Annotated in this window: 18 protein-coding genes and 1 pseudogene; 11 read left to right on the top strand and 8 right to left on the bottom strand. The window is 70.7% G+C overall.

Features of this window, described 5'->3' with window-relative positions; genetic code table 11:
- Positions 1–10: 10 nt before the first annotated feature.
- A complete protein-coding gene (locus tag AC1P0E_RS04590; RefSeq protein ID WP_482740859.1) occupies positions 11–2164 on the bottom strand; it encodes an MMPL family transporter in 2154 nt (717 codons plus the stop codon).
- Between the two features lie 134 nt (positions 2165–2298).
- Between AC1P0E_RS04590 and rpe the strand changes: the two genes are divergently transcribed.
- The 3 genes from rpe (at position 2299) to AC1P0E_RS04575 (ending at position 5752) form a co-directional block, all read left to right on the top strand.
- Positions 2299–2985, top strand: coding sequence for a ribulose-phosphate 3-epimerase (gene rpe, locus AC1P0E_RS04585; RefSeq protein ID WP_138896807.1), 687 nt, complete (start codon positions 2299–2301; stop codon positions 2983–2985).
- A 79-nt stretch (positions 2986–3064) separates the two neighbouring features.
- Positions 3065–4147, top strand: a complete 1083-nt coding sequence (locus AC1P0E_RS04580; RefSeq protein ID WP_453407622.1) for a sugar-binding transcriptional regulator — start codon at positions 3065–3067, stop codon at positions 4145–4147.
- Between the two features lie 162 nt (positions 4148–4309).
- Positions 4310–5752 (top strand): GuaB1 family IMP dehydrogenase-related protein, encoded by a 1443-nt coding sequence (locus tag AC1P0E_RS04575; protein WP_482740858.1) that lies wholly within the window; start codon positions 4310–4312, stop codon positions 5750–5752.
- Between the two features lie 91 nt (positions 5753–5843).
- Here AC1P0E_RS04575 and AC1P0E_RS04570 read toward each other — a convergent pair whose 3' ends face one another.
- Positions 5844–6215 (bottom strand): ATP-binding protein, encoded by a 372-nt coding sequence (locus AC1P0E_RS04570; protein WP_482740857.1) that lies wholly within the window; start codon positions 6213–6215, stop codon positions 5844–5846.
- 109 nt (positions 6216–6324) lie between these two features.
- On the bottom strand, positions 6325–7380 hold the full coding sequence (locus AC1P0E_RS04565) for a GDSL-type esterase/lipase family protein (protein ID WP_482740856.1): 1056 nt from the start codon (positions 7378–7380) through the stop codon (positions 6325–6327).
- A 283-nt stretch (positions 7381–7663) separates the two neighbouring features.
- Between AC1P0E_RS04565 and AC1P0E_RS04560 the strand changes: the two genes are divergently transcribed.
- Together AC1P0E_RS04560 and AC1P0E_RS04555 are read left to right on the top strand one after the other, a co-directional pair.
- Positions 7664–9124, top strand: a complete 1461-nt coding sequence (locus AC1P0E_RS04560) for an amino acid permease (protein WP_482740855.1) — start codon at positions 7664–7666, stop codon at positions 9122–9124.
- A gap of 10 nt (positions 9125–9134) precedes the next feature.
- Entirely contained in the window at positions 9135–9590 is a 456-nt protein-coding gene (locus tag AC1P0E_RS04555; RefSeq protein ID WP_028814051.1) for an Lrp/AsnC family transcriptional regulator, read from the top strand.
- A 22-nt stretch (positions 9591–9612) separates the two neighbouring features.
- Here the strand turns inward: AC1P0E_RS04555 and AC1P0E_RS04550 are convergent, their stop codons facing one another.
- Positions 9613–10188, bottom strand: coding sequence for a Repetin (locus AC1P0E_RS04550; RefSeq protein WP_482740854.1), 576 nt, complete (start codon positions 10186–10188; stop codon positions 9613–9615).
- Between the two features lie 322 nt (positions 10189–10510).
- On the opposite strand from AC1P0E_RS04550, the gene AC1P0E_RS04545 reads away from it, so the two are divergent.
- Both AC1P0E_RS04545 and AC1P0E_RS04540 read left to right on the top strand, forming a co-directional pair.
- Positions 10511–11308, top strand: coding sequence for a carbon-nitrogen hydrolase family protein (locus tag AC1P0E_RS04545; RefSeq protein WP_482740853.1), 798 nt, complete (start codon positions 10511–10513; stop codon positions 11306–11308).
- A 52-nt stretch (positions 11309–11360) separates the two neighbouring features.
- Positions 11361–13052 carry a flavin monoamine oxidase family protein gene (locus tag AC1P0E_RS04540; protein ID WP_482740852.1) on the top strand — a complete coding sequence of 564 codons (1692 nt, stop codon included), beginning with the start codon at positions 11361–11363 and terminating at the stop codon, positions 13050–13052.
- 64 nt (positions 13053–13116) lie between these two features.
- Here AC1P0E_RS04540 and AC1P0E_RS04535 read toward each other — a convergent pair.
- A pseudogene (locus AC1P0E_RS04535) lies at positions 13117–14101 on the bottom strand (substrate-binding domain-containing protein).
- A gap of 150 nt (positions 14102–14251) precedes the next feature.
- The gene (locus AC1P0E_RS04530) at positions 14252–14965 is read right to left on the bottom strand and encodes a DUF5995 family protein (RefSeq protein WP_482740851.1); all 714 of its coding nucleotides are present in this window, start codon (positions 14963–14965) and stop codon (positions 14252–14254) included.
- Positions 14966–15154: 189 nt separating this feature from the next.
- On the opposite strand from AC1P0E_RS04530, the gene AC1P0E_RS04525 reads away from it, so the two are divergent.
- From AC1P0E_RS04525 to AC1P0E_RS04515, 3 genes are read left to right on the top strand one after another with little or no spacing between them, the layout of a single operon-like run.
- Positions 15155–16318, top strand: coding sequence for a glycoside hydrolase family 6 protein (locus AC1P0E_RS04525; protein WP_482745650.1), 1164 nt, complete (start codon positions 15155–15157; stop codon positions 16316–16318).
- A gap of 50 nt (positions 16319–16368) precedes the next feature.
- Positions 16369–16872 carry a MarR family winged helix-turn-helix transcriptional regulator gene (locus AC1P0E_RS04520; RefSeq protein ID WP_482740850.1) on the top strand — a complete coding sequence of 168 codons (504 nt, stop codon included), beginning with the start codon at positions 16369–16371 and terminating at the stop codon, positions 16870–16872.
- 7 nt (positions 16873–16879) lie between these two features.
- The gene (locus AC1P0E_RS04515; RefSeq protein ID WP_482740849.1) at positions 16880–17323 is read left to right on the top strand and encodes a hypothetical protein; all 444 of its coding nucleotides are present in this window, start codon (positions 16880–16882) and stop codon (positions 17321–17323) included.
- A 75-nt stretch (positions 17324–17398) separates the two neighbouring features.
- Here AC1P0E_RS04515 and AC1P0E_RS04510 read toward each other — a convergent pair whose 3' ends face one another.
- Positions 17399–18604 carry an MFS transporter gene (locus tag AC1P0E_RS04510; RefSeq protein WP_482745649.1) on the bottom strand — a complete coding sequence of 402 codons (1206 nt, stop codon included), beginning with the start codon at positions 18602–18604 and terminating at the stop codon, positions 17399–17401.
- Positions 18605–18720: 116 nt separating this feature from the next.
- Here AC1P0E_RS04510 and AC1P0E_RS04505 point away from each other — a divergent pair, with 116 nt between their 5' ends.
- Complete coding sequence (locus AC1P0E_RS04505) at positions 18721–19893, top strand: ROK family transcriptional regulator (RefSeq protein WP_482740848.1); 1173 nt, start codon at positions 18721–18723, stop codon at positions 19891–19893.
- Between the two features lie 71 nt (positions 19894–19964).
- Here AC1P0E_RS04505 and AC1P0E_RS04500 read toward each other — a convergent pair whose 3' ends face one another.
- The gene (locus AC1P0E_RS04500; protein WP_482740847.1) at positions 19965–22301 is read right to left on the bottom strand and encodes a chitinase C-terminal domain-containing protein; all 2337 of its coding nucleotides are present in this window, start codon (positions 22299–22301) and stop codon (positions 19965–19967) included.
- Between the last annotated feature and the right edge of the window lie 157 nt (positions 22302–22458).

Below are 22458 nucleotides of genomic sequence, written 5' to 3'. Positions count from 1 at the left end.
GTGCTCGCGCTCACTCCTGCGGGCCGTCCGCGCGGGCCAGGCGGTGCGGCCACCACACCTTGGGACCGATGTCCAGGAACAGTGCGGTCACCAGTACGGACCGTACGACGAAGGTGTCGAGCAGCACACCCAGCGCGACCGCGAATCCGATCTCCGCGAAGGCCACCAGCGGGAGCGTGCCCAGGGCGGCGAACGTGCCGGCGAGGACCAGGCCGGCCGAGGTGATGACCGCCCCGGTCGCCGCCAGGCCGGTCACCACGCCCGCCCTGGTGCCCTGGCGGCGGCCCTCCTCCCGGATCCGGGTGGTCAGGAAGATGTTGTAGTCGATGCCGAGCGCCACCAGGAACACGAAGACGAACAGCGGGAAGTCCGTCGTCTCGCCCGCGTAGTCGAAGAGGTACCGGAAGGCGAGCGCGCTCAGGCCGAGAGCCGCCGCGAACGACAGTACGACCGTCGCGATCAGCAGCAGCGGCGCGACGAGCGAGCGCAGCAGCACCATGAGCACCAGCAGCACCACGGCCAGCACCAGCGGAATGATCAGCCTGTTGTCGTGGGCGGTGGCCTCGTCCATGTCGAGCAGCGCCGCCGTGCCGCCGCCCACCTGGGCGTCCGCGTCCGGGATCGCGTGCACGGCGTCCCGTACCCGCTCCACCGTGTCCTTGGCGGCCGGGCTGTCGCCGCGGGCGGTCATCGTCGCCTCGATCAGCACCCGGCCGTCGTGCAGGGGCTTCGTCCCGGGCGGTACGCCGATGGATCCGGGCACGACCCCGCTCGTCCGCGCCACGGTCTCGCCGACCTGCCCGGCCTGCCCGGCGTTGGACACGATCACCAGCGGATCGCCGCTGCCCGCCGGGAAGTACCTGCCCTGGACCTCCTGCCCGGTGATCGCGTCGGGTTTGCCCGTGAAGGCGTCCGCGTTGCTGACGCCCTCGGCGCGCAGCTGCGTCAGACCCAGGGCGAAGGCGGCGAGGACGAGGGCCGTGGCGGCCCAGACCGCTCGCGGACGGCGGGCGATCCGCCGTCCCGCACGGGCCCAGACCCCGCGCTCGGTGGGCTCCGGCGAGCCGAAGTGCGGGATCACCGGCCAGAAGATCCAGCGGCCGAAGATCACCAGCAGGGCGGGGAACAGCGTCAGCATGGCCAGCAGGGCGACCGCGACGCCGATCGCGGCGACGGGACCGAGCCCGCTGGTGGAGTTCATCTCCGCGACCACCAGCACCAGCATGCCGAGCACCACGGTCGCGCCGCTGGCCAGCACCGCCGGCCCGGCTCGGTGCAGGGCCAGCGCCATCGCCTCGTGCCGGTCCTCGTGGCGGCGCAGCTCCTCGCGGTAACGGGCGACCAGCAACAGGGCGTAGTCGGTCCCCGCGCCGAAGACGAGGACCGTGAGAATGCCGGCGCTCTGCCCGTTGACCGTCAGATCGGCGTGCTCCGCCAGGAGGTAGATGAGCGCCTGCGCGGCCCCCAGCGCGCCGATCACCGCGATCACCGGGAGCACCAGCAGCGTCGGACTGCGGTAGGTGATCAGCAGCATCACGATCACCACACCGAGCGCCGAGAGCAGCAGTGTGGAGTCGATTCCCTCGAAGGCCTCGGAGAAGTCGGCCGAGGTGCCGCCCGGCCCCGTGACATGCACAGCCAGCCCGCCCCCGCCGGTGCCCGTCTCGGCACGCACGGAGTCGACGGCGGGCGCGAGCCGCTCCCAGCCCTTCTCGTCCATCGTGATCGGTACGAAGACCTGAGCGGCCCGCGGATCGTCCGGCCGGTCCAGGACCGGTCCGCGCGTCTCGTCGCCGCGCACCCCGTGAGCCCGCAGTTCCCTGAACGCCGCGACATCCTCGGCGATCCGCGCACGGTCGCCGGCGGTCAGGCCGCTCTCGCGTGCGTACACGACGACCGCGGGGATGACATCGGGCCGGAACTCCTCCGATTCCTGGAGGACTTGGGTGGACTCGGCCTTGCCGGGGAGCCAGGATGCGGCGTCGTTGTCCTGCGCGTCGGTGAGCTTCGAAGCCAGCGGGAAGGCCAGCGTCATCACCGCCAGCCACAGCACCACGACGACCCACTTGCTGCGCCGCCCGCAGACCAACCGGGCGATCCCCTTCCGTGGCGGAGGCCGAAGCTCCTTCCGCGGCGGCGGCTGAAGCTCCTGAGCGTCCGGCATGGCGCCCCCAATGGCCCTTGTCGTGGGCCGAATCGCCAGGATTGCGAGGACTGTGATGATCCTGGGCGCCTTTGGTCCGTACCGAGGGACCTACCGAGGAGAGGAAGCGCCGTGGAACATGGCAGGCTTGGCCCATGGCTGTTCAGATCAATCCCAGTATCCTCTCCGCAGACTTCTCCCGCCTGGCGGAGGAAGCGAAGGCCGTCGAAGGCGCCGACTGGCTCCATGTCGACGTGATGGACAACCACTTCGTGCCCAACCTGACGCTCGGCGTCCCGATCGTGGAGTCCCTCAGCCGGGCGACGGACATCCCGCTGGACTGCCATCTGATGATCGAGGACGCCGATCGCTGGGCCCCGCAGTACGTCGAGGCGGGCGCCGGATCGGTCACCTTCCACGCCGAGGCGTGCGCCGCCCCGGTCAGGACGGCGCGCGAGATCCGCGCCAAGGGCGCCCGTGCCTCCATGGCGCTGAAGCCGGCCACGCCCATCGAGCCGTACGAGGACCTGCTCCCCGAGCTCGACATGCTGCTGATCATGACCGTGGAGCCGGGCTTCGGCGGCCAGGCGTTCCTCGACATCATGCTGCCGAAGATCCGCCGTACCCGTGAGCTGATCTCCAAGCACGGCCTGGAGCTGTGGCTGCAGGTGGACGGCGGCGTATCGGCGTCGACGATCGAGCGCTGCGCGGAGGCGGGCGCGGACGTCTTCGTCGCGGGTTCGGCCGTGTACGGGACGGACGACCCGGCCGCCGCCGTGCGCATGCTGCGGAACCAGGCGACCGAGACCACGGCCACGGCCGGCTGGGCATGCGACCACTGAGCCACGGCTCGGTGAACGCCGCCCTTCGGGGCTGATCAAGGTCTCGCTGATCTGACAGGATGAACAGCGAGCCCAGAGTGTGAACAGCAGTGAGGAGATCGCGGTGTCTGCAATGTCGGCGGGCCGGTCAGCCCTGCGGATGGGACCCGCAGAGCTGGTCCAGGCGGCGGCCATGGCCCGCCGCTTCTACCTGGAGGGCAAGTCCAAGATCCAGATCGCCGAGGAGTTCGGCGTCAGCCGCTTCAAGGTGGCCAGGGTCCTGGAGACAGCCCTCGAACGCGATCTCGTACGGATCGAGATCAGGGTGCCCGCCGAGCTGGACGCCGAGCGCTCCGACGCGCTGCGTGCCCGCTACGGCCTGCGGCACGCGGTCGTCGTCGAGTCCCCGGCCGACGCCACCGAGGACGCGCTCCCCGGATCTCCCGGCTTCGCCGGCAGCGCGCCCACCGATCCGGAGAACCTGGGCGAGGTCGCTGCCGACCTCCTCGGCGAGCTGGTGAACGAGGGCGACGTACTGGGCCTGGCCTGGGGCCGCTCCACGATCCACATGGCGGCGGCGCTGCACCAGCTCCCACCGTGCACCGTCGTCCAGCTGACCGGCGTGTACGACGCGGGCACGGCGGAGCGCGGCTCGGTCGAGGCCGTACGCCGCGCCGCCCAGGTCTCCGGCGGCGAGGCGCACCCGATCTACGCGCCGATGCTGCTGCCCGACCCGGCGACCGCGGCGGCGCTGCGCAGCCAGACCGGCATCGCGCGCGCCTTCGAGTACTTCGACAAGGTGACCGTCGCGGCCGTCTCCATCGGTTCCTGGGAGCCGGGCATCTCCACCGTCCACGACATGCTCTCCGACGAGGAGCGCGCGCACTACGCCTCGCTGGGTGTCGCCGCCGAGATGTCCGCGCACCTGTTCGACGCGCAGGGCCGCCGGGTCGGGCGCGACCTGGGGGAGCGGTGCATCACCGTCGAGGCCGACCGGCTGCGGCGTATCCCCGAGGTGGTGGCCATAGCGGGCGGACTGCGCAAGGCGGCCGCCATCGACGCCGTACTGAGATCGGGCCTGGTCACGAGCCTGGTCACGGACACCGCGGCGGCCGACTACCTGCTGAGCGAGACCGGGACGGCGCCGCGGCCGGCGCTGGACCGGGCGGACCCTGACGACTGAGCCCGGCGCTCGCGTTCGGAGGATCCGACGAATGCACCTCCCCCGGCCTGGATGTTCGGCCCGGAGGGTGTTCCGGCGTGCTCGTGGGACACTGAAGTACGTGCGTTTTTCCCCGGCTGAAATGCCCGGGGGCCAACTCCGAACGACTGGGATGTTCAGCACGTGCGTTTCCTCAACGATCTGAAGCCGCCGTACGACCTGACGTACGACGACGTATTCATGGTGCCGAGCCGTTCGGCCGTCGGTTCCCGCCAGGGTGTCGACCTCGCGGCCCCCGACGGCACCGGCACCACCATCCCGCTGGTCGTGGCGAACATGACCGCGATCGCCGGCCGCCGGATGGCCGAGACCGTGGCCCGTCGCGGCGGGCTCGTCGTCATCCCGCAGGACATTCCGATCGAGGTCGTGACCGAGGTCGTCTCCTGGGTGAAGTCGCGTCACCTGGTGCTCGACACCCCGATCATCCTGGCCCCCTCGCAGACCGTCGCCGACGCGCTGTCGCTGCTGCCCAAGCGGGCGCACGGCGCGGGCGTCGTCGTGGACGCCGAGCGCCGTCCCGTCGGTGTCGTCACCGACCACGACCTGACCGGCGTCGACCGCTTCACGCAGCTGTCCGAGGTCATGTCCCGCGACCTGGTCCTGCTGGACGCCTCCATCGACCCGCGCGAGGCCTTCAACCGGCTCGACCACGCCAACCGCAAGTACGCGCCCGCCGTCGACAAGGACGGCCGTCTCGCCGGTGTCCTGACCCGCAAGGGCGCCCTGCGCGCGACCCTCTACACGCCCGCCACCGACGCGGACGGCCGTCTGCGCATCGCGGCCGCCGTCGGCATCAACGGCGACGTCGCCGGCAAGGCCAAGCAGCTGCTCGACGCCGGTGTGGACACGCTCGTCGTCGACACCGCGCACGGGCACCAGGAGTCGATGATCGCCGCGGTGAAGGCCGTGCGCGCGCTCGACCCGCAGGTGCCGATCGTCGCGGGCAACATCGTCGCCGCCGAGGGCGTGCGCGACCTCATCGAGGCCGGCGCGGACATCATCAAGGTCGGTGTGGGCCCCGGCGCCATGTGCACCACCCGCATGATGACCGGCGTGGGCCGGCCGCAGTTCTCCGCGGTGATGGAGTGCGCCGCCGAGGCGAAGAAGTTCGGCAAGCACGTGTGGGCCGACGGCGGCGTCCGTCACCCGCGCGACGTCGCGATGGCGCTCGCCGCCGGTGCGTCCAACGTCATGGTCGGCTCCTGGTTCGCCGGTACGTACGAGTCGCCCGGCGACCTCCAGCACTCGGCCGAGGGCCACGCGTACAAGGAGTCGTTCGGCATGGCCTCCGCGCGTGCCGTACGCAACCGTACGAGCGAGGAGTCGGCGTACGACCGGGCGCGAAAGGCGCTGTTCGAGGAGGGCATCTCCACCTCGCGCATGTTCCTCGACCCGACCCGTCCGGGCGTCGAGGACCTGATCGACTCGATCATCGCGGGTGTCCGCTCCTCGTGCACCTACGCGGGCGCCGGCTCGCTGGAGGAGTTCGCCGAGAAGGCGATCGTCGGGGTGCAGAGCGCCGCCGGTTACGCCGAGGGCAAGCCGCTGCACGCCAGCTGGAGCTGACGCTCCCCGTTCTCACCGACGGCCGGTTCCCGCTCCCGCGGGGACCGGCCGCTGTGCTGTGCGGCCTGATACGCAGGCCTCGCCGTGCGGCCTAGCACGCCTCGGCCGGTCGCGGCCAGATCGCCCGTACGCGCTTGCCCTCGGGCAGGGGGCGGACCTCGACCCGCCCGGCGAGCCTTTGCACCATGTGCCAGCCGAATCCGCCACCGCCGCCGAAGTCCGGTTCGCGGGGTACGGGCGGCTGGTCGCTGGAGTCGTCGATCTCCACCACCAGCTCCTCCTGGCCCGCGCGGAGGGTCAGGCGCCACCAGCCGGAGGTGTGTCGCACGGCGTTGGCCACCAGCTCGCTCACCACGAGCAGTACGGCGTCGAGGTCCGCCCAGGGGCAGTGCCGGGACACGTAGTCGGCGGCGGCCTCTCTGGCCGTCGCGGTGTCTTGCAGGGGCGAGTCCAGGACAACCATGGGCGACTCCTCAGTCATCTATGGCTCGTTTACCCTGTCTTCGCCGTCCCATGAGCCTCTGGCCCCTCCTGTACTCACGCCGTGGGCGAACACGGCGGGAGTACGGCCGCTAGGCGCCCGGTGGTGCGACGAAGTCCGCCTGCCGCAGGGCGGCGGCGACCGCCTCGGCCATGAGGGCGTGGCCGGAGTCGTCCGGGTGCAGCCCGTCCGCGAGATGTTCCGGGCCGAGGATGTCCCTGCCGGGCAGCAGCGCCAGCCGGTCGTCGCCTTCGGCCGCGCAGGCCAGCGCGGCCTCTTCCAGGGCGGTGCGCAGGTCGGCGAGGGTGGCGCCCAGGGCGTTGCGGGTCCGTTCCGCCTCCGGACGCACGACGGGGGAGAGGACGAGCAGCGGGGTGTCCGGATGGCCCTGGCGTACGAGGCCGACGAAGGCCCGCACCGTCTCGTACAGCAGGGGCGCCGAGAACGGGGCCCGGGACCAGCAGTTGGTGCCGAAAGCGAGGGTCAGCAGATCGGCGGGGAGGCCCGCGATCTGCTGGGCGACGGCCAACTCGCCCCGGCCGGCGCCCGCGTGGCCGAGATTGACGGCGTCCAGGCCGAGGGCGCGGCCCGCCGCCGAGGGCCAGGCGTGGGCGGGGCGGGTGGACCACCAGCCCTCGGTGATGGAGTCGCCGTGCACCAGCCAGCGGGGCTGCGGCGGGGCGGGCGCGATGGATCCGCCGACCGGACGCAGGCCGAGGATCTCGGGGCACTGGCTCTCCGGCGGGTGGACGGTGAACCGGCCCCGCCGGTCCGGCAGGTCGATCCGTACGACCGTCTCCTCCTCCGGCGTCTCGGTGACCTCCGTCACGAGGGCGCCGTCGTGCCACAGCGCGAAGGTGTGGGCGAGGTCGCGCAGGGCGTCGGCGCGGGCGGGCAGGGCGGCGCGGTAGCGGATGTCGAGGGCGGTGGCCCCCCGCGCCGTGAACTCCAGCCGTACGCCGACGGGGACGGCGGCGCGCTCGGCGGTGTCCCACGGCAGCCGGTCCAGGGCGGCGGGGTCGGCGCGCACGACGCGGCCGCCGTCGCGCCAGGCGACGCCGCGCAGGAAGGGGGCGGGGTCCAGCCATCCTTCCGGGTCGGCGCGGGCTGTCTCAGGAGCCCCGGATGCTTGGTCCGTCGTCGTCATGATTCGCCTCCACAAGGGGTCAGTCGTAACGGACAAAAGGGATATCGAAAGGTGAGGCGCAACAAAGAGCCATGTGTCGGCGGTTGTGCGCAATGAACGTCCGTCGGTACGCAAGGTTGCTGCATTACGCATGCGAACGCACACCTCGTAGGCTTCGCGCTGTACGTGGAGTGGCGGGGACCGCCTGCTCGGCGGTTCCCGAGCTCCGGGCTGATTTCTGACGCCCCGAGCGGACCGCTGCGGTCGCCGCCTTCCCGATCGGCAGCGATAAGGAGCCACCCCAGTGTTGGACGCAGCGCCACCCGTCACTCCCCAACCGGAATCCGAGCGTCCGAATCTCGGCACCCGGCTGATGCGGCGCAAGCCCGTCGAGCAGCTCGTCGCGGAAGGCGGCCAGGGCGACGGCGGCTCGCTCCGCCGCTCGCTCACCATGTGGCAGCTGACGATGATCAGCATCGGCGCCACGCTCGGCACCGGCATCTTCGTCGTGCTCGGTGAGGCCACCCCCCTCGCCGGCCCCGCCGTCGCGATCTCGTTCGTCATCGCCGGTCTCACCGCCCTCTTCTCGGCGCTCTCCTACGCGGAACTCGCCGGTTCCATACCGGTGTCCGGTTCCTCGTACTCCTACTCGTACGCAACCATGGGCGAAGTCATCGCATGGATCTGCGGCTGGTGTCTGGTGCTCGAGTACGGCGTGTCCGTCGCGGCCGTGGCCGTCGGCTGGGGTGAGTACCTCAATGAGCTGCTCGACGGCACGCTCGGCTTCACCATCCCCGAGAGCGTCTCCGCCCCGCTCGGCGAGGGCGGCTACATCAACCTCCCGGCGCTCGTCGTCATCATGCTCGCCATGGTCTTCCTGATGGGCGGAGCCAAGGAAAGCGCTCGCGTCAACACGATCATGGTCATGATCAAGATCGCCACGCTGGTGCTCTTCTGCGCGATCGGCTTCATGGGCATCAAGGCCGGCAACTACAGCCCCCTGGCCCCGCTCGGCGTGACCGGGATCAGCGCCGCCGCGGCCACTCTGTTCTTCTCGTACATCGGCTTCGACGCCGCCTCCACCGCCGGTGAGGAGGCCAAGAACCCGAAGAAGGACCTGCCGCGCGCGATCATGCTGTCGCTGCTGATCGTCACCGTGCTCTACTGCCTCGTCGCCCTGGTCGCCGTCGGCGCCATGCCGTGGCAGGACTTCGAGGGCACCGAGGCGGCCCTGGCCCAGATCATGAAGGACGTCACCGGGCACAGCTTCTGGGGCGTCGTCCTCGCCGCCGGCGCGGTCGTGGCCATCGCCAGCGTCGTCTTCGCCGTCCTGTACGGCCAGACCCGCATCCTCTTCGCGATGTCGCGCGACGGCCTGGTCCCCAAGGTCTTCGCCAAGGTCAACCCGAAGACCGGGACTCCGAAGGCCAACGTGGTCATCGTTTCGCTGTTCTGCGGCGTGCTCGCGGCCTTCATCCCGCTCGGCGAGCTGGCCAACGCCACCAGCATCGGCACGCTGTTCGCCTTCGCCCTGGTCAATGTCGCCGTAGCCATCCTGCGGTACAAGCGGCCCGAGATGCCGCGCACCTTCCGGGTGGCGCTGTTCCCGGTGACGCCGATCCTGGGCTTCGCCTTCTGCGCGTACATGATGTACAGCCTGCCGGGCAAGACCTGGGCCTACTTCGGTGGCTGGATGATCGCCGGGCTCGTGTTCTACTTCTTCTACGGCTTGCGCCGCTCCAGTCTGGCCACCGCAGAGAAGTGATCCACCCGTAGTGCGACTGAACGATCTCGACGAACGCATTGTGCACGCCCTCGCGCAGGATGCCCGCCGCTCGTACGCGGACATCGGCTCCGAGGTCGGTCTCTCCGCCCCCGCCGTGAAACGGCGGGTGGACCGGCTGCGCGCCGAGGGAGCGATCACCGGGTTCACCGTACGGGTGGACCCGGCCGCGCTCGGGTGGGAGACCGAGGGCTTCATCGAGATGTACTGCCGCCACAACACGTCCCCCGAGGACATCCGTCGTGGCCTGTCGCGCTACCCGGAGGTGGTGTCCGCGTCGACCGTCACCGGTGACGCGGACGCCGTCGTCCAGATCTTCGCCTCCGACATGCGGCACTTCGAGCGGGTGCTGGAGCGGATCGCGGGGGAGCCGTTCGTGGAGCGCACGAAGTCGGTGCTGGTGCTGTCGCCGCTGCTGAGGCGGTTCTCGTCGGGCTCGCCGGCGTAGGACACGCCCCTGGGCGATACGCCTAGCCCTTCGCGGGGGCCTGCTCGTACTCCGGTTGCCAGGGCAGGACCTTGAAGTCGCCCGAGCCCGGCTCGGTCTTCTCGAACGGGGCTGAGCTCATGCACTTCGGCAGGTTCTGCTTCGCGACATCGCGGCCGATCCAGCTGTAGCCGAGACGGTCGTTCTTGCCCTGGTCGTGGACCGAGATCCCGACCCGCTTGCCCTTGTTGTCCTGATCGGTCTCCGTGATGGTCCCCGTCACCACCGCGACCTTGCCGCCCGTCACGAGGCAGTCGACCTTCCCCTTGGCCCAGCCGGACGTGCCGTCCGGGAAGACGTGCTTGAAGCGGAACGTTCCGTACGCCTGCTCCGGGTCCATGTTGTCCTTCGCCGCCAAGTGCGCGTCGAAGGTGAACGTGATGTCGTCCCCGGCCGGCCGGTACAGCTTCGCCGTGCCGGTCAGCGCCGCCGCCTCGCGCTCCTTGCCGCGCGGGACCTCGTCCCCGGACGCGAGGGCGGTGCCGGCGGCCCCCGCGGTGATCAGCAGTGCGGCGCCGAGTGCGGCGATCTTCGTACGGCGATGGGTGAGACGGTTCATTACGGCTCCTTCAGCAGGCGATCCGGCTGTCGTCCGGACGCCCCTCACTCTTCCGTCGACGGCCCCGGCAGGCATCGCGCCCAGGTCGGCATCGCCGCCCCGCCGGGCGGCGGGGAGCAACGGCGCAGGGGTACTCCCGGCGGCGTACGGTCGTACGACCTCAGGCCCATCGGCGTACGCGCAATGAATCGCCGCATCCCGCGATAATTGCGCAACGGATCGACGGTCGGTCCGCAACGGTCGCGCCTTGTCCCGGTACGAGCGCGGAACGTACCGTCATTACGTCTCCCGCACGCCCCTCCCCACCTGCCCGAGGTCAGCCATGCCGCCGTTGCGCACCGCACTGCTCCAGAGCTCCGGCCGTCCCGGCTCCGTCGACGAGAACCTCAAGGTCCTCGACGAGGCCGCTGGCCGTGCGGCGGCCGCGGGCGCGGGGCTGCTGGTCAGCCCGGAGCTGTTCCTGACCGGCTACGCCATCGGGGCGGACGTGCACCGGCTGGCCGAGCCCGCCGACGGAGAGGCCGCCGACGCCGTCGCGGACATCGCCGTACGTCACGGGCTGGCCGTCCACTACGGCTACCCGGAGCGCGACGGGGAGGTCGTCTACAACTCGGCCCAGCTGATCGGTCCTGACGGCGCCCGGCTCGCGAACTACCGCAAGACCCACCTCTTCGGCTGCTTCGAGCAGGAGTGGTTCACGCCCGGCGAGGACGCGGTCGTCCAGGCGGAGCTCGGCGGTCTGACCGTCGGCCTCATGATCTGTTACGACGTCGAATTCCCGGAGAACGTCCGCGCCCACGCGCTCGCGGGCACCGACCTGCTGCTGGTGCCTACCGCACAGATGCACCCGTTCCAGTTCGTTGCCGAGTCCGTCGTGCCGGTGCGGGCCTTCGAGAACCAGATGTACGTCGCCTATGTGAACCGGACCGGGCCCGAGGGCGACTTCGAGTTCGTCGGGCTCAGCTGCCTGGCCGGTCCCGACGGGGCCTCCCGCGCCCGCGCGGGCCGCGGGGAGGAGCTGGTGTTCGGCGACGCCGACCCCGAGTTCCTGCGGGCCTCGCGCGAGAACAACCCGTACCTGCGCGACCGCCGCCCCGGGCTGTACGCGTCCCTGGCCTGACGCCGCTTCCGCCTCGCCCCTTTCTTTTCGTTTTCGCAAGGAGTCCGACCCCATGACGTCCACGGTGCCCACCGCCGTCCAGCACACCGACGCGCAGCCGCCGATCACCATGTTCGGGCCGGACTTTCCTTACGCGTACGACGACTTCCTCGCGCACCCGGCCGGCCTCGGCCAGATACCGGCGACCGAGCACGGCACCGAGGTCGCGGTCATCGGCGGCGGCCTGTCCGGCATCATCGCGGCGTACGAGCTGATGAAGATGGGCCTCAAGCCCGTCGTGTACGAGGCCGACCAGATCGGCGGCCGACTGCGTACCGTCGGCTTCGAGGGCTGCGACGAGTCGATGACCGCCGAGATGGGCGCGATGCGCTTCCCGCCGTCCTCCACGGCCCTCCAGCACTACATCGACCTGGTCGGTCTGGAGACGAAGGCGTTTCCGAACCCCCTCGCCCCCGAGACCCCGTCGACCGTCGTCGACCTCAAGGGCGAGTCGCACTACGCCGTGACCGTCGACGACCTGCCGCAGGTCTACCGCGACGTCATGAACGCCTGGAACGCCTGTCTCGAAGAGGGCGCCGACTTCACCGACATGAACCAGGCCATGCGGGAGCGCGACGTACCGCGCATCCGTGAGATCTGGGCGCAGCTCGTCGAGAAGCTCGACAACCAGACCTTCTACGGCTTCCTCTGCGAGTCCGAGGCCTTCAAGTCCTTCCGCCACCGCGAGATCTTCGGCCAGGTCGGCTTCGGCACCGGTGGCTGGGACACCGACTTCCCGAACTCGATCCTCGAGATCCTGCGCGTCGTCTACACCGAGGCGGACGACCACCACCGCGGCATCGTCGGCGGCAGCCAGCAGCTCCCCGTCCGCCTCTGGGAGCGCGAGCCGGTCAAGCTCGTGCACTGGCCGCTCGGTACGTCGCTGAAGTCGCTCCACGAGGGCGAGCCGAAGCCCGCCGTGACGCGGATGCACCGCACGGCCGGCAACCGGATCACCGTCACCGACGCCTCCGGCGACATCCGGACGTACCAGGCGGCGATCTTCACCGCGCAGTCGTGGATGCTGCTCTCCAAGATCACCTGTGACGACTCGCTGTTCCCCATCGACCACTGGACGGCGATGGAGCGCACCCACTACATGGAGTCGTCCAAGCTGTTCGTGCCCGTCGACCGGCCGTTCTGGCTGGACAAGGACGAGGAGACCGGCCGTGACGTCATGTCGATGACGCTCACCGACCGGATGACGCGCGGTACGTACCTGCTGGACGACGGTCCGGACAAGCCGGCCACCATCTGCCTCTCGTACACCTGGTGCGACGACAGCCTCAAGTGGCTGCCGCTGTCCGCGAACGAGCGGATGGAGGTCATGCTGAAGTCCCTCGGCGAGATCTACCCGAAGGTCGACATCCGCCGTCACATCATCGGCAACCCGGTGACCGTGTCCTGGGAGAACGAGCCCTACTTCATGGGCGCGTTCAAGGCGAACCTGCCGGGCCACTACCGCTACCAGCGCCGCCTGTTCACCCACTTCATGCAGGACAGCCTCCCCCAGGACAAGCGCGGCATATTCCTCGCGGGCGACGACATCTCCTGGACAGCCGGGTGGGCCGAGGGCGCCGTACAGACCGCGCTGAACGCGGTGTGGGGCGTCATGCACCACTTCGGCGGTACGACCGACCCGACGAACCCGGGCCCCGGCGACCTCTACGACGAGATCGCCCCGGTCGAGCTGCCGGAGGACTGACCCGGGAAACCGGAAGAACGTACCGCTCGGGACCGGCCGCGATCCGGCCGGCCCCGAGCGGTCATCAATCGCCCTGCGCCTGGTCTCCGGCGCAGGGCTTCGCCGCTTCCGGGGCGGCGCACGGCAGATGGCCGTGGGTGCGGATGACGTCCTGGCCGCTGCCACGGGTCAGACAGACGAGGAAGCTGGAGACCAGCGAGTCGGCGGGCGGGCTGCCGTACGTGTAGGCGTACTCGATCTCGTGGTACGGGTGGCCGCCCGCGCCGATGTTCTCGATGCCCGGCGGCCCCAAGGGCCTGCACCACCTGCGCCTGGACGGCCGGGAGTCCTGGGAGGAGTTCGCGGGCTCGCCGCGCCCCAGCACTCTGCGCTGGAAGACCTGGCGGGTGCCCGAGTTGGCGTCCCGGCTTATCAGGCGGACCGGCGGATTCGGGCCGTCGAGCTCTTTCCAGTCGCGGATGTCACCGGCGTACAGCCGCCGTACCTGCGCGGTCGTCAGACCCTTGAGCGGCACCTGGTCATTGAGTACGAGTACGAGTACGAGTGCGAACGCGGACACGGCGACCCGGCTCTCGCGCAACTGGGGATAGCCGTTCGGTTTTGGACCATCGGAGAGGGCGATCAGGGTGGTCTATTGAAGAGGGGCGGCCTGTCGTCCGGGGTCGTGCTCTTGTTGGGCATCACATCGCCGTCCTGGAGGCCGCCAGTCACCCGGACCTCACTGCCTACGCCGCCTTCGCCGAGCAGGTTGAGGAGTTTGTAGTGCTGGCCCCGGCGGTGGCCGAGATGCCCTGCGCGCCGTCGTTCTCGATACGCAGGAGCACGAGGGTGGCGTTGGACATGTCGGGGGAGTCGTCGAACAGGCCCAGCCGTACGGTGTCGTGACCGTTGCGGGCGTCGTCGCCTATGGGGGTGTCCATCTGCACGCGGTAGCCGATGCGCTTGCGGCGGGGTACCCGGCGCTCGTACCAGAAGGGGCCGATCGCGGCCGCCACTCCCACCATGGCGGTGAGCAGCGCCACCACGTTCTCGGGGTTCAACCACTCCACGCGTGTCCTCGCCCAGCCGCCGGAGCACGCCTGTTCGCGCACCTGTGCGGGTCAGGGTAGGGCGGGGCGCGGGGTGCGAACGCGGTCTCGGGCCGGCCGACGGCTGCTGTTCACCACCGCTTCACCGGCGTCGCGCCCGAAGGCTGTGGCTCAGTCGCCGCCGGGCAGCGGCGTCAGCAGCATCCGTCCGACGAGCCCGACCCCCGCGTCCAGCCGCTCCGTGAAGTCCTCGGCCAGATCGGGCAGTTCGCGCAGCCGCCACAGGAGCCGGGCGGCGGACCAGGCGGCGTCGCGGGCCCGTTCCAGGCTCCACGAGCCGAGCAGATGCGTCAGGGGATCGGCGATCTCCAGCAGGTCGGGTCCCGGCATCAGCTCCTCGCGGATACGTTCCTCCAGCGCCACGAGCGTGTCGCCCACCCGGTCGAAGTCCCCCTCCAGATCGGCAGGCCGGCAGCCGAGCGCCTGGCAGGTGTCGACGACGGCCAGCGCCAGATCGTGCCCGATGTGCGCGTTGATCCCGGCGAGCGCGAACTGCAGCGGCCGTACGCCCGGATGGCGCCGGTACTGCAGCAGCGGCCGCCAGCAGGCGGGTCCCCGGCGCCCGGCCGACGAGGCGTCGACGGCGGTCAGGTAGCGCTCGGCGAAGAGCACGTCGAGGGTGGCGGCGGTGCGGGCGTCGGGGAACAGACCGCCGTCGATACGCCGGTCGATCTCCTCGGTGACCGCCAGATAGACCCGGTTGAAGACAGCGAGACCGTCCGACGGCGGCCAGTCGCAGCGGAAGGAACGCATCCGCGCCACGACTGCGTCGACCGAGGTCCGGGAGCGGTCCGCCTGAGCTGGGAAGTACTCGATCTGCGCCATACGGGCAGCGTCGCAGCCCTAGGCTTTTGACCGGGTGCCGTAGGTGAGGGCTTCCCCAGAACGGGGGAACGAACCGAGTCGCAGGCGCCGGGGGACCGGCCATCTGGGGGGAGAGCCAGGGTGCCAGGCTTACGTGCGCAGCGCCGGATCGAGCGCGCCGAGCGGCGGCGCGCCAAGCGCCGCAACGCGATGGCTGTCGCGGCTTCGGCGGTAGTCGCCGTCGGTACGGTGACGGGGGTGATGTCCGCCGTGGCGGGGGAGGGTGACCACAGGGACACCGCGAGGCCGGAGACGACCAGAACGCCGGTTCAGGGGCCGCTGCCCGCGCGGCCGAGCCCCTCGGTGACGCCCTCCTTGCGGGCTTCGGCCCCGGTGTCACCTTCGGCCGCGCCCTCGCGCCCGCCCTCGAAGCCGTCCGGGCCGTCCGCTTCGTCGTCGGTGAAGCCCACGACGAAGCCGGAGTCGCGGCCGCCGGCCTCACCGCCGGGCGCCGCCGGCCTCTACCGGCACCCCGAGTCCCGGGTACTCGACTGGGTCAGGGCCAACCGGGACGACCCGAGACACCCGCTCATCAAGTCCCGGATCGCGGACCGGCCGGCCGCCGTCTGGTTCGCGGCGTACAACCCGGGAGCCGTGACCGCGCAGGTGAGGTCCGTGACCTCGGCCGCCGAGACGGCGGGGCGGGTCCCGGTCCTGGTGCCGTACGCGATACCCGACCGGGACTGCGGAGGCGCGTCACAGGGTGGTGCGCCGGACCTCGGCTCGTACGACGACTGGATCGGCGACTTCGCGGCCGGGCTCGGCGGCGGTGAGGTCATCGTCGTCCTGGAACCCGACTCGATCGCCCTCTCCGACTGCCTCTCCGAGGGGGAGCGGGAGGCGCGTTTCGCCTCGCTGGCGCGCGCGGGCCGCACTCTGCGCGCCGCGAACCCACGGGCGAAGGTCTACTTCGACGCGGGGCACTCCGGCTGGCACTCCGCCGGGAAGCAGGCCGCCGCCCTGCGCGCGGCGGGCGCGAGGTCGAACAGCGACGGCATCTTCACCAACGTCTCCAACTTCCACCGCACCGCCGACGAGGCCGACTACGCCCGGCGCGTGCTCGCCGCGCTCGGCGGCCCCTCGGGTCTCGGCGCGGTCATCGACACCAGCAGGAACGGCAACGGCCCTCCGGCCGAGGGGCAGTGGTGCGACCCGGCGGGCCGGGCGCTCGGCCGCGCGCCGACGACACGGACCGGCGAGGCACGGGTGGACGCCTACCTGTGGATCAAGCTGCCGGGGGAGTCCGACGGCTGCAAGGGGGCGGCGGGTACGTTCACGCCGGACTACGCGTATCAGCTGGCGCGCGGCGACTGAAGCGCGAGAAACACTAGCCATGTACATAGTAGCTATGTATGGTATCTGTCATGAGCGCAGCTTCCGAGGGCCCGACGCCCGGCTTCCTGGTCTGGCGACTGTCGATGAAATGGCGCGTGGCTGTGGACCGGGCCCTCGCGCCGCTGGGGCTGACCCACGCGCAGTACTCGCTGCTGGGCTCGCTGCTCGGCATGGAGCGCGCCGGCCGGCGGCCGAGTCAGCGAGAGCTCGCCGACCACACCGGCCTCGAGGCGCTGTACGTCTCGAAGCTGGCCCGCGCGCTGGAGACCACGGGTCTCCTCGAGCGCACCCGGGACGCGGCCGACACCCGCGCGGTACGGCTGGAACTCACCGGCCGGGGCCGTGAGGTCACCGGCCGCGCGATCAGCGTCGTACAGCAGCTCGTCGACCAGCTCCTGGCGCCGCTCGGCGGTCTGGAGGGGCGGCGTACCGAGGTGCTGGTCCGTGAGCTGACGGCCCTGATCGACGTACCACTGGACGCACGACCGGACGCGTCGCTCGACGCACCACTCGTCTCACCGACCGAGGAGTAGACCAACCATGTCCGCAACCCCGAACGTCAACGGTCAGGTCATCGGCCAGGCCCACTACGCCACGCGCGCCGTCCTGGAACGGCAGCTGGCCCGCACCGGCACCACCTTTCACCAGTCCGTGGCGCTCAACGTCACCGCGGACAGCGGCGCGGGCGTCGATCGCGGCCACCTCGTCAGCCGGATGACGGGGACCCTGAAGACCGACGACGCGACGGCCCTGGCGACGATCGCCGAACTCACCGCGTCGGCACTGGTGGAGGCGGTGCCCGGTGACGAGTGCCGGATCCGCCTCACGGACGCGGGACGGGACCTGAACCGTTCGATCCGTACGGCGGTCGGTGAGATCACTGCTCGGCTGTACGACGGTTTCGAGCCGGACGAGATGGCGGTCGCCGGCCGCCTGCTGACGGTCCTGACGGCCCGCGCCAACGCCGAACTGGCCGCCGCCTAGCCCTTGGAAATGGTCTGTACTGGCTGCGAGGAGCGGAGCGGGGGTGGGGAACAAGCCCGCGCAGCCACCCGCCACTCAGTCCTTCGTCGCGGCGGCCGGGGCCTGCGCGTCGCTACCGGCGCCCGCCGAGACCCGGCCCGCGCCCCGGAGTACCCCCGCCCCCACCACCAGGCCGAACGCCAGCACCGTCACCACCCCGAACGACACCACCAGCGACGTCGCGTCCGCGACCGCGCCGATCGCCGAGGGGGCGATCAGGCCGGACGTGTACGTGATCGTCGCGACGCCGGCGATCGCCTGGCTCGGGTTCGGCCCACTGCGCCCCGCCGCGGCGAATGCCAGCGGTACGACCACCGCGACGCCGAGGCCGAGCAGCCCGAAGCCGGCCATCGCCGGCCCCGGATGGGGCGCCGCGACCACCAGTACGCCACCGGCCGTCGCCGCGACGCCGCCCACCCGGACCGTACGTACCGGACCGAACCGGTCGACCACCCGGTCCCCGGCCAGCCGTGCCACCGCCATCGTCAGCGCGAACGCGGTCGTCGACGCGGCCGCGACGCCCGGCGAAGTGTCCAGCACGTCCCGCAGATAGACCGCCGACCAGTCCAGGCTGGCTCCCTCCGCGAAGACCGCGCAGAACCCGATCGCGCCGATCACCAGCGCCGACTTCGGCGGCAGGGCGAAACGCGGCGGAGCCTGGGCCTCCGGCGCGCTGCGCAGGTCGATCACGCCCTGGCAGGCGACGAGTCCGAGGACGGTCAGCGCGACTGCGGCCAGCGCGTGGTGCAGCCGCGCGTCGCTGCCGAGGTGTGCGGCGACCGTTCCCGCCGCCGAACCGATCAGGGCGCCTGCGCTCCACATGCCGTGCAGCCCGGACATGATCGATTTGTCGAGCCGGTTCTCGATCTCGACGCCGAGCGCGTTCATCGCCACGTCCGACATGCCCGCCGTCGCGCCGTACACGAACAACGCGGCGCACAGCGTCAGCAGATTCGGCGCCAGCGCGGGCAGCGTCAGCGCGAGCGTCCACAGCACCAGCAGCCCGCGCAGCGCGCCCCGCGCCCCGAACCGGTGGCTGATCGTGCCGGCCAGTGGCATCGCCACCGAGGCGCCGATCGCGGGGAAGGCGAGCGCCAGGCCGAGCTGGCCCGCGCTCACGCCGGTGTGGTCCACGATCCACGGGATACGGGTGGCGAAACTGCCGGTGACCGCGCCGTGCACACAGAAGACGGCGGCCACCGCGTATCGTGCTCGCTTCAACTGCTGCCGGCTGAAGACCATTTCGCCCGTCACGCGTAGCGCCCTCCCCGTTCGTCCCGCACTTCCAGCTTGCCGGAGTAAACTATCAGGGAGCCTGCCTGATAAATAGAGCGGACGAGTCTGAGAGGATCCGTGGCATGCCCGCATCACCGAGCACCGCCCGGGCCATCAACGACCGCTCCGCCCTCAAGCTGCTCCAGGACGAGGGCCCGTTGACGGCAGGACAGCTCAAGACGCTGACCGGACTCTCCCGCCCCTCCGTCGCCGACCTGGTCGAACGGCTCCAGGGCGCGGGCCTGATCAGCGTGGTGGGGGAGACCGGCGCGCAGCGCCGCGGCCCCAATGCCCGGCTGTACGGGATCGTCGCGGACCGCGCGCACCTCGCCGCGCTCGACGTACGGACCCAGGGGGTCTCCGTCGTCGTCGCCGACCTGCTCGGTACGACCCTCGCCGAGGCGACGCTGCCGATCGACGCCGACGCGACCGGCACCGAACCCGCCGTCGAGCAGGCGGTGGCGCTCCTGGAGCGCACCGCCCGCGAGGCCGGCGCGCGGCGCCTGCACAGCGTCGGGATCGGCGCGCCCGGCCTGATCGACCCGGCGACGGGGGAACTGCGCCACACCACCGGGCTCCCAGCCTGGCACCGCAGCCTGGTCGCCGTCCTCCAGGAGCGTCTCCCGGCCACGGTGCTCGTGGAGAACGAGACCAACCTCGCCGCCGTCGCGGAGCAGCGGCTCGGCGCGGCCCGCGACCGTGACACCTTCGTACTGCTCTGGCTCGGCCACGGCGTCGGCGCGGCGCTCGTGCTCGACGGCAAGCTGCGCCGGGGGGCGTCGGGCGGCGCCGGCGAGATCGGCTTCCTGCCGGTGCCGGGAACGGTCGGGCTGCCGTCGGCGACGGACTGCGGTGGCGGGTTCCACTCGCTCGTCGGCGGCGCCGCGATCGGCGAACTCGCCGCGCGGCACGGTCTCATGACCGCCGGGGACGCTTCCGCAGCCGCCGGTGTACGGGCGGGTCTCGCGGCGGGCCGGCGCGGCGAGCCGTTCCTGGACGCCCTCGCGACGCGTCTGGCCATCGGCGTGGCCTCCGTGACCGCTGTCCTCGACCCGGGCTGCGTCCTCCTGGGCGGCGAGACCGGCCACGCGGGCGGCGCGGCCCTCGCCGCCCGCGTCGCGGACAGGCTGGCCGCGATGTCGCCGCTGCGCACGGAGGTGCGGGCCGGGGAGCTGGGCGACGCGGCGGTACTCCAGGGCGCGCTGCTCGCGGCGCGGGACGCGGCCCAGGACGACGTATTCGCGCCTCGGAGCTAGCGCCTCGTGGGTAAAGACCCGGCGGCGGGAAGGGCCGGTCACCGCCGCCGGGCGTTCAACTGGGGGTCGGGTCAGCAGGCTCCGAGGTCCTGCCAGACACCCCACTCACCCGTAGTACCCGGCTCTTCGCCCTTGGTCCACCACTTGGACTTCCAATTGTGTGACTTGTGGGACACGGTCGTACCGCTGCCGTACTCGGACGAAGTGCTCCACGCGGGCGCGGTGCACGGCCCGCCGGGGCTCGGCGTGGGACTCGGGTCCGGCCCGGGGCCCGGTCCCGGATCCGTGCCCGGGTCCACCACCGTCGTACCGCGAGCCAAGTCCCCTGCCAAGGCGTAGGACCGGCCGCCGAACGTCACCGTCCAGTTGGACGGTGTCGACGTCGGCAGGTAGTAGACGAAGTCCAGCTCGACCGAGGCGCCCGGTGCCAGCGTCTGCCAGGCCGGCAGCTTCAGCGAGACCCGGTTGTAGTCGCCCTTCAGGCCGCCGATGTTGTGGGCGGCGGTGTGGTCGCTGCGCACGATCTTGGTGCCGAAGCCGGACTGGTCCTTGGCGTTGGCGGGCGCGGAGGTCGCGTAGTCGAACTGGAACTCCGTACCGCCCGGCAGCGTCGCCTTCGAGTTGTTCGTGATCTTCAGCTTGGGGCTGATGGGATAGTTCGAGTCGCCGAGCGGGAACTGCCCGAAGTCCACGCCGATGTCGAGCGCCTTCGCCGGCAGCTCGATGGTGGAGCGCTTCGCGCCGTACGGGGAGGCCGACTTGAACTTGTCGTACATCGCCGTCGTCAGTGAGTCACCGATCTCGTACTGGCCCTTGGCGGCGTTCCAGTCGTAGTCGCCCGCGAGCTCCCAGACCATCGTGCCGCCGATGCCCTTGTCCACCACGTAGTCGGCCTTGGCCTTGACGGACTGCTCGTCCTCCGTCGACAGGAAGACCTTCTTCTCCGCGTTCCACAGCCAGGGTGCGACGAGCGTCGAGTCGTACTTGCGGGCGTACGTGCCGGTCAGTTTGGTGTCGGCGGGGAAGCCGTACTTCGTGACGTAGTCCCCGACGACGCCCTTCTCCAGGTTCTTCGCGTGCCACATCGGGTTGGACCCGGCCGGGGACTCCTTGCCCGCCGTGTCCTTGTCGTGCCACAGGTTGTCGATGCCCGACGCGCCGTCGCCGCACTTGGTCAGACCCGCGCCGGCCGGGCAGTTCGTCGAAGGAGCCTTGCCCCACAGCCCGTCCGTACCGCCCTGCACGTTCTTGTGTCCGCGCGTGTAGTAGGGCAGGCCGATGTTGATGCGGCCCGCCGGCATCGAGCCGCGGAAGTAGTGATAGGCCCAGTCGGTGTTCAGATAACCGACCCCGCCGTACTGCGCCGTCGAATACACACCGGCGGCCGCCAGTTCGGCGTCCTTGCCGTCGTCGAAGAGCGAGGCGTTGGGGCCGACGTATTCGTTCCAGGCGCCATGGAGGTCGTACGACATGATGTTGACGTAATCCAGGTACTTCTGGACCTGGAACGTCTCCATGCCGCGCAGCAGATATCCGGACGAAGGCGCGGCCACCGTCAGCAGGTAGTGCTTCCCGTCGGCCGCGCCCACCCGGTCGAGCTTCTCGCGCAGCGACTTCATCAGCGCCGCGTAGCCCTTGACCAGCCCGGCCCGGCGCGCGTTCGAGAGGGAGAAGTCCAGCGGGTTGCCCGCGTCCTTCATCGTCGTCGGGTACTCGTAGTCGATGTCGACGCCGTTGAAGCCGTACTTCTTGATGAACGCGACCGTCGAATCCGCGAAGGTGTCGATGCCCGCCTGATTGACCGAGCCGTCCGCGTTCGTCGCCATCGAGTAGAAGCCGCCGGAATTCACCCGGTCGCCGTTGTCCGCGAAATACCCGCCGGTCTCGGCCCAGCCACCCACCGAGACGAGTGTCTTGACGTCCGGGTGCTGCTTCTTGAATTTGCTGAGCAGGTTGAAGTGACCCTTGTAGCTGTACGCCGGGTCCATTCCCGCACCGGCCACGCCCGGCCAGGTCATCCCGGTCGCGGCGTTCCTCTCGCCGTCGGAGCCGACCGAGATCTTGTTGTCGCCGCCGATGTGCGCGAAGGCGTAGTTGAGGTGGGTGACCTTGTCCCACGGGATGTCGGAGGCGAGGTACGCGGGCTCACCGTTCTTGCCCGTACGCCAGCCGGTGAAGTATCCGATGACGCGGCGCTGGTGGTCGGCGCCCATCTTCTCGCGGCCCTCGGTGTCGTAGACCGAGCAGTACGGAACGTCTACGCCCGGGGTCTTGTACAGCCCGTCGGGGCGGCAGGACTCGTTGTCGGCGGCGTGAGAGACGCCTCCGGCGAGTGAACTGAGCAGGAGTCCGGCGACAGCGGCGCCGGCGGCGAGCAGGGAGGTTCTCGCTCGGGTGGGGGACAGCACGGTCTGTTCCTCCTGTGGAGGTCGGCCTGGCACAACGAACGATGGGTGATCGTCTTGTGGCGCAGACGTTAAGAGGACTAGACCAGAGCGTCAATAGGTATGGACCAATCTTCTGTGATCCGGCCCACAGGGGATCGTGTGCATGGCATCACGCCGG

The sequence above is a fragment of the Streptomyces sp. TRD_SC_5 genome, from assembly GCF_056836825.1.
Note: the sequence above shows the minus strand (reverse complement) of the source record. Positions and strands in the feature narration are given on the sequence as shown.

Bases quoted from the DNA above. Each gene is read 5' to 3' on its own strand.
- AC1P0E_RS04590 (WP_482740859.1), bottom strand. From the start codon at position 2,164: ATGCCGGACGCTCAGGAGCTTCAGCCGCCGCCGCGGAAGGAGCTTCGG.
- rpe (WP_138896807.1), top strand. From the start codon at position 2,299: ATGGCTGTTCAGATCAATCCCAGTATCCTCTCCGCAGACTTCTCCCGC.
- AC1P0E_RS04570 (WP_482740857.1), bottom strand. From the start codon at position 6,215: ATGGTTGTCCTGGACTCGCCCCTGCAAGACACCGCGACGGCCAGAGAG.
- AC1P0E_RS04565 (WP_482740856.1), bottom strand. From the start codon at position 7,380: ATGACGACGACGGACCAAGCATCCGGGGCTCCTGAGACAGCCCGCGCC.
- AC1P0E_RS04550 (WP_482740854.1), bottom strand. From the start codon at position 10,188: ATGAACCGTCTCACCCATCGCCGTACGAAGATCGCCGCACTCGGCGCC.
- AC1P0E_RS04545 (WP_482740853.1), top strand. From the start codon at position 10,511: ATGCCGCCGTTGCGCACCGCACTGCTCCAGAGCTCCGGCCGTCCCGGC.
- AC1P0E_RS04540 (WP_482740852.1), top strand. From the start codon at position 11,361: ATGACGTCCACGGTGCCCACCGCCGTCCAGCACACCGACGCGCAGCCG.
- AC1P0E_RS04530 (WP_482740851.1), bottom strand. From the start codon at position 14,965: ATGGCGCAGATCGAGTACTTCCCAGCTCAGGCGGACCGCTCCCGGACC.
- AC1P0E_RS04525 (WP_482745650.1), top strand. From the start codon at position 15,155: ATGGCTGTCGCGGCTTCGGCGGTAGTCGCCGTCGGTACGGTGACGGGG.
- AC1P0E_RS04520 (WP_482740850.1), top strand. From the start codon at position 16,369: ATGAGCGCAGCTTCCGAGGGCCCGACGCCCGGCTTCCTGGTCTGGCGA.
- AC1P0E_RS04515 (WP_482740849.1), top strand. From the start codon at position 16,880: ATGTCCGCAACCCCGAACGTCAACGGTCAGGTCATCGGCCAGGCCCAC.
- AC1P0E_RS04510 (WP_482745649.1), bottom strand. From the start codon at position 18,604: ATGGTCTTCAGCCGGCAGCAGTTGAAGCGAGCACGATACGCGGTGGCC.
- AC1P0E_RS04505 (WP_482740848.1), top strand. From the start codon at position 18,721: ATGCCCGCATCACCGAGCACCGCCCGGGCCATCAACGACCGCTCCGCC.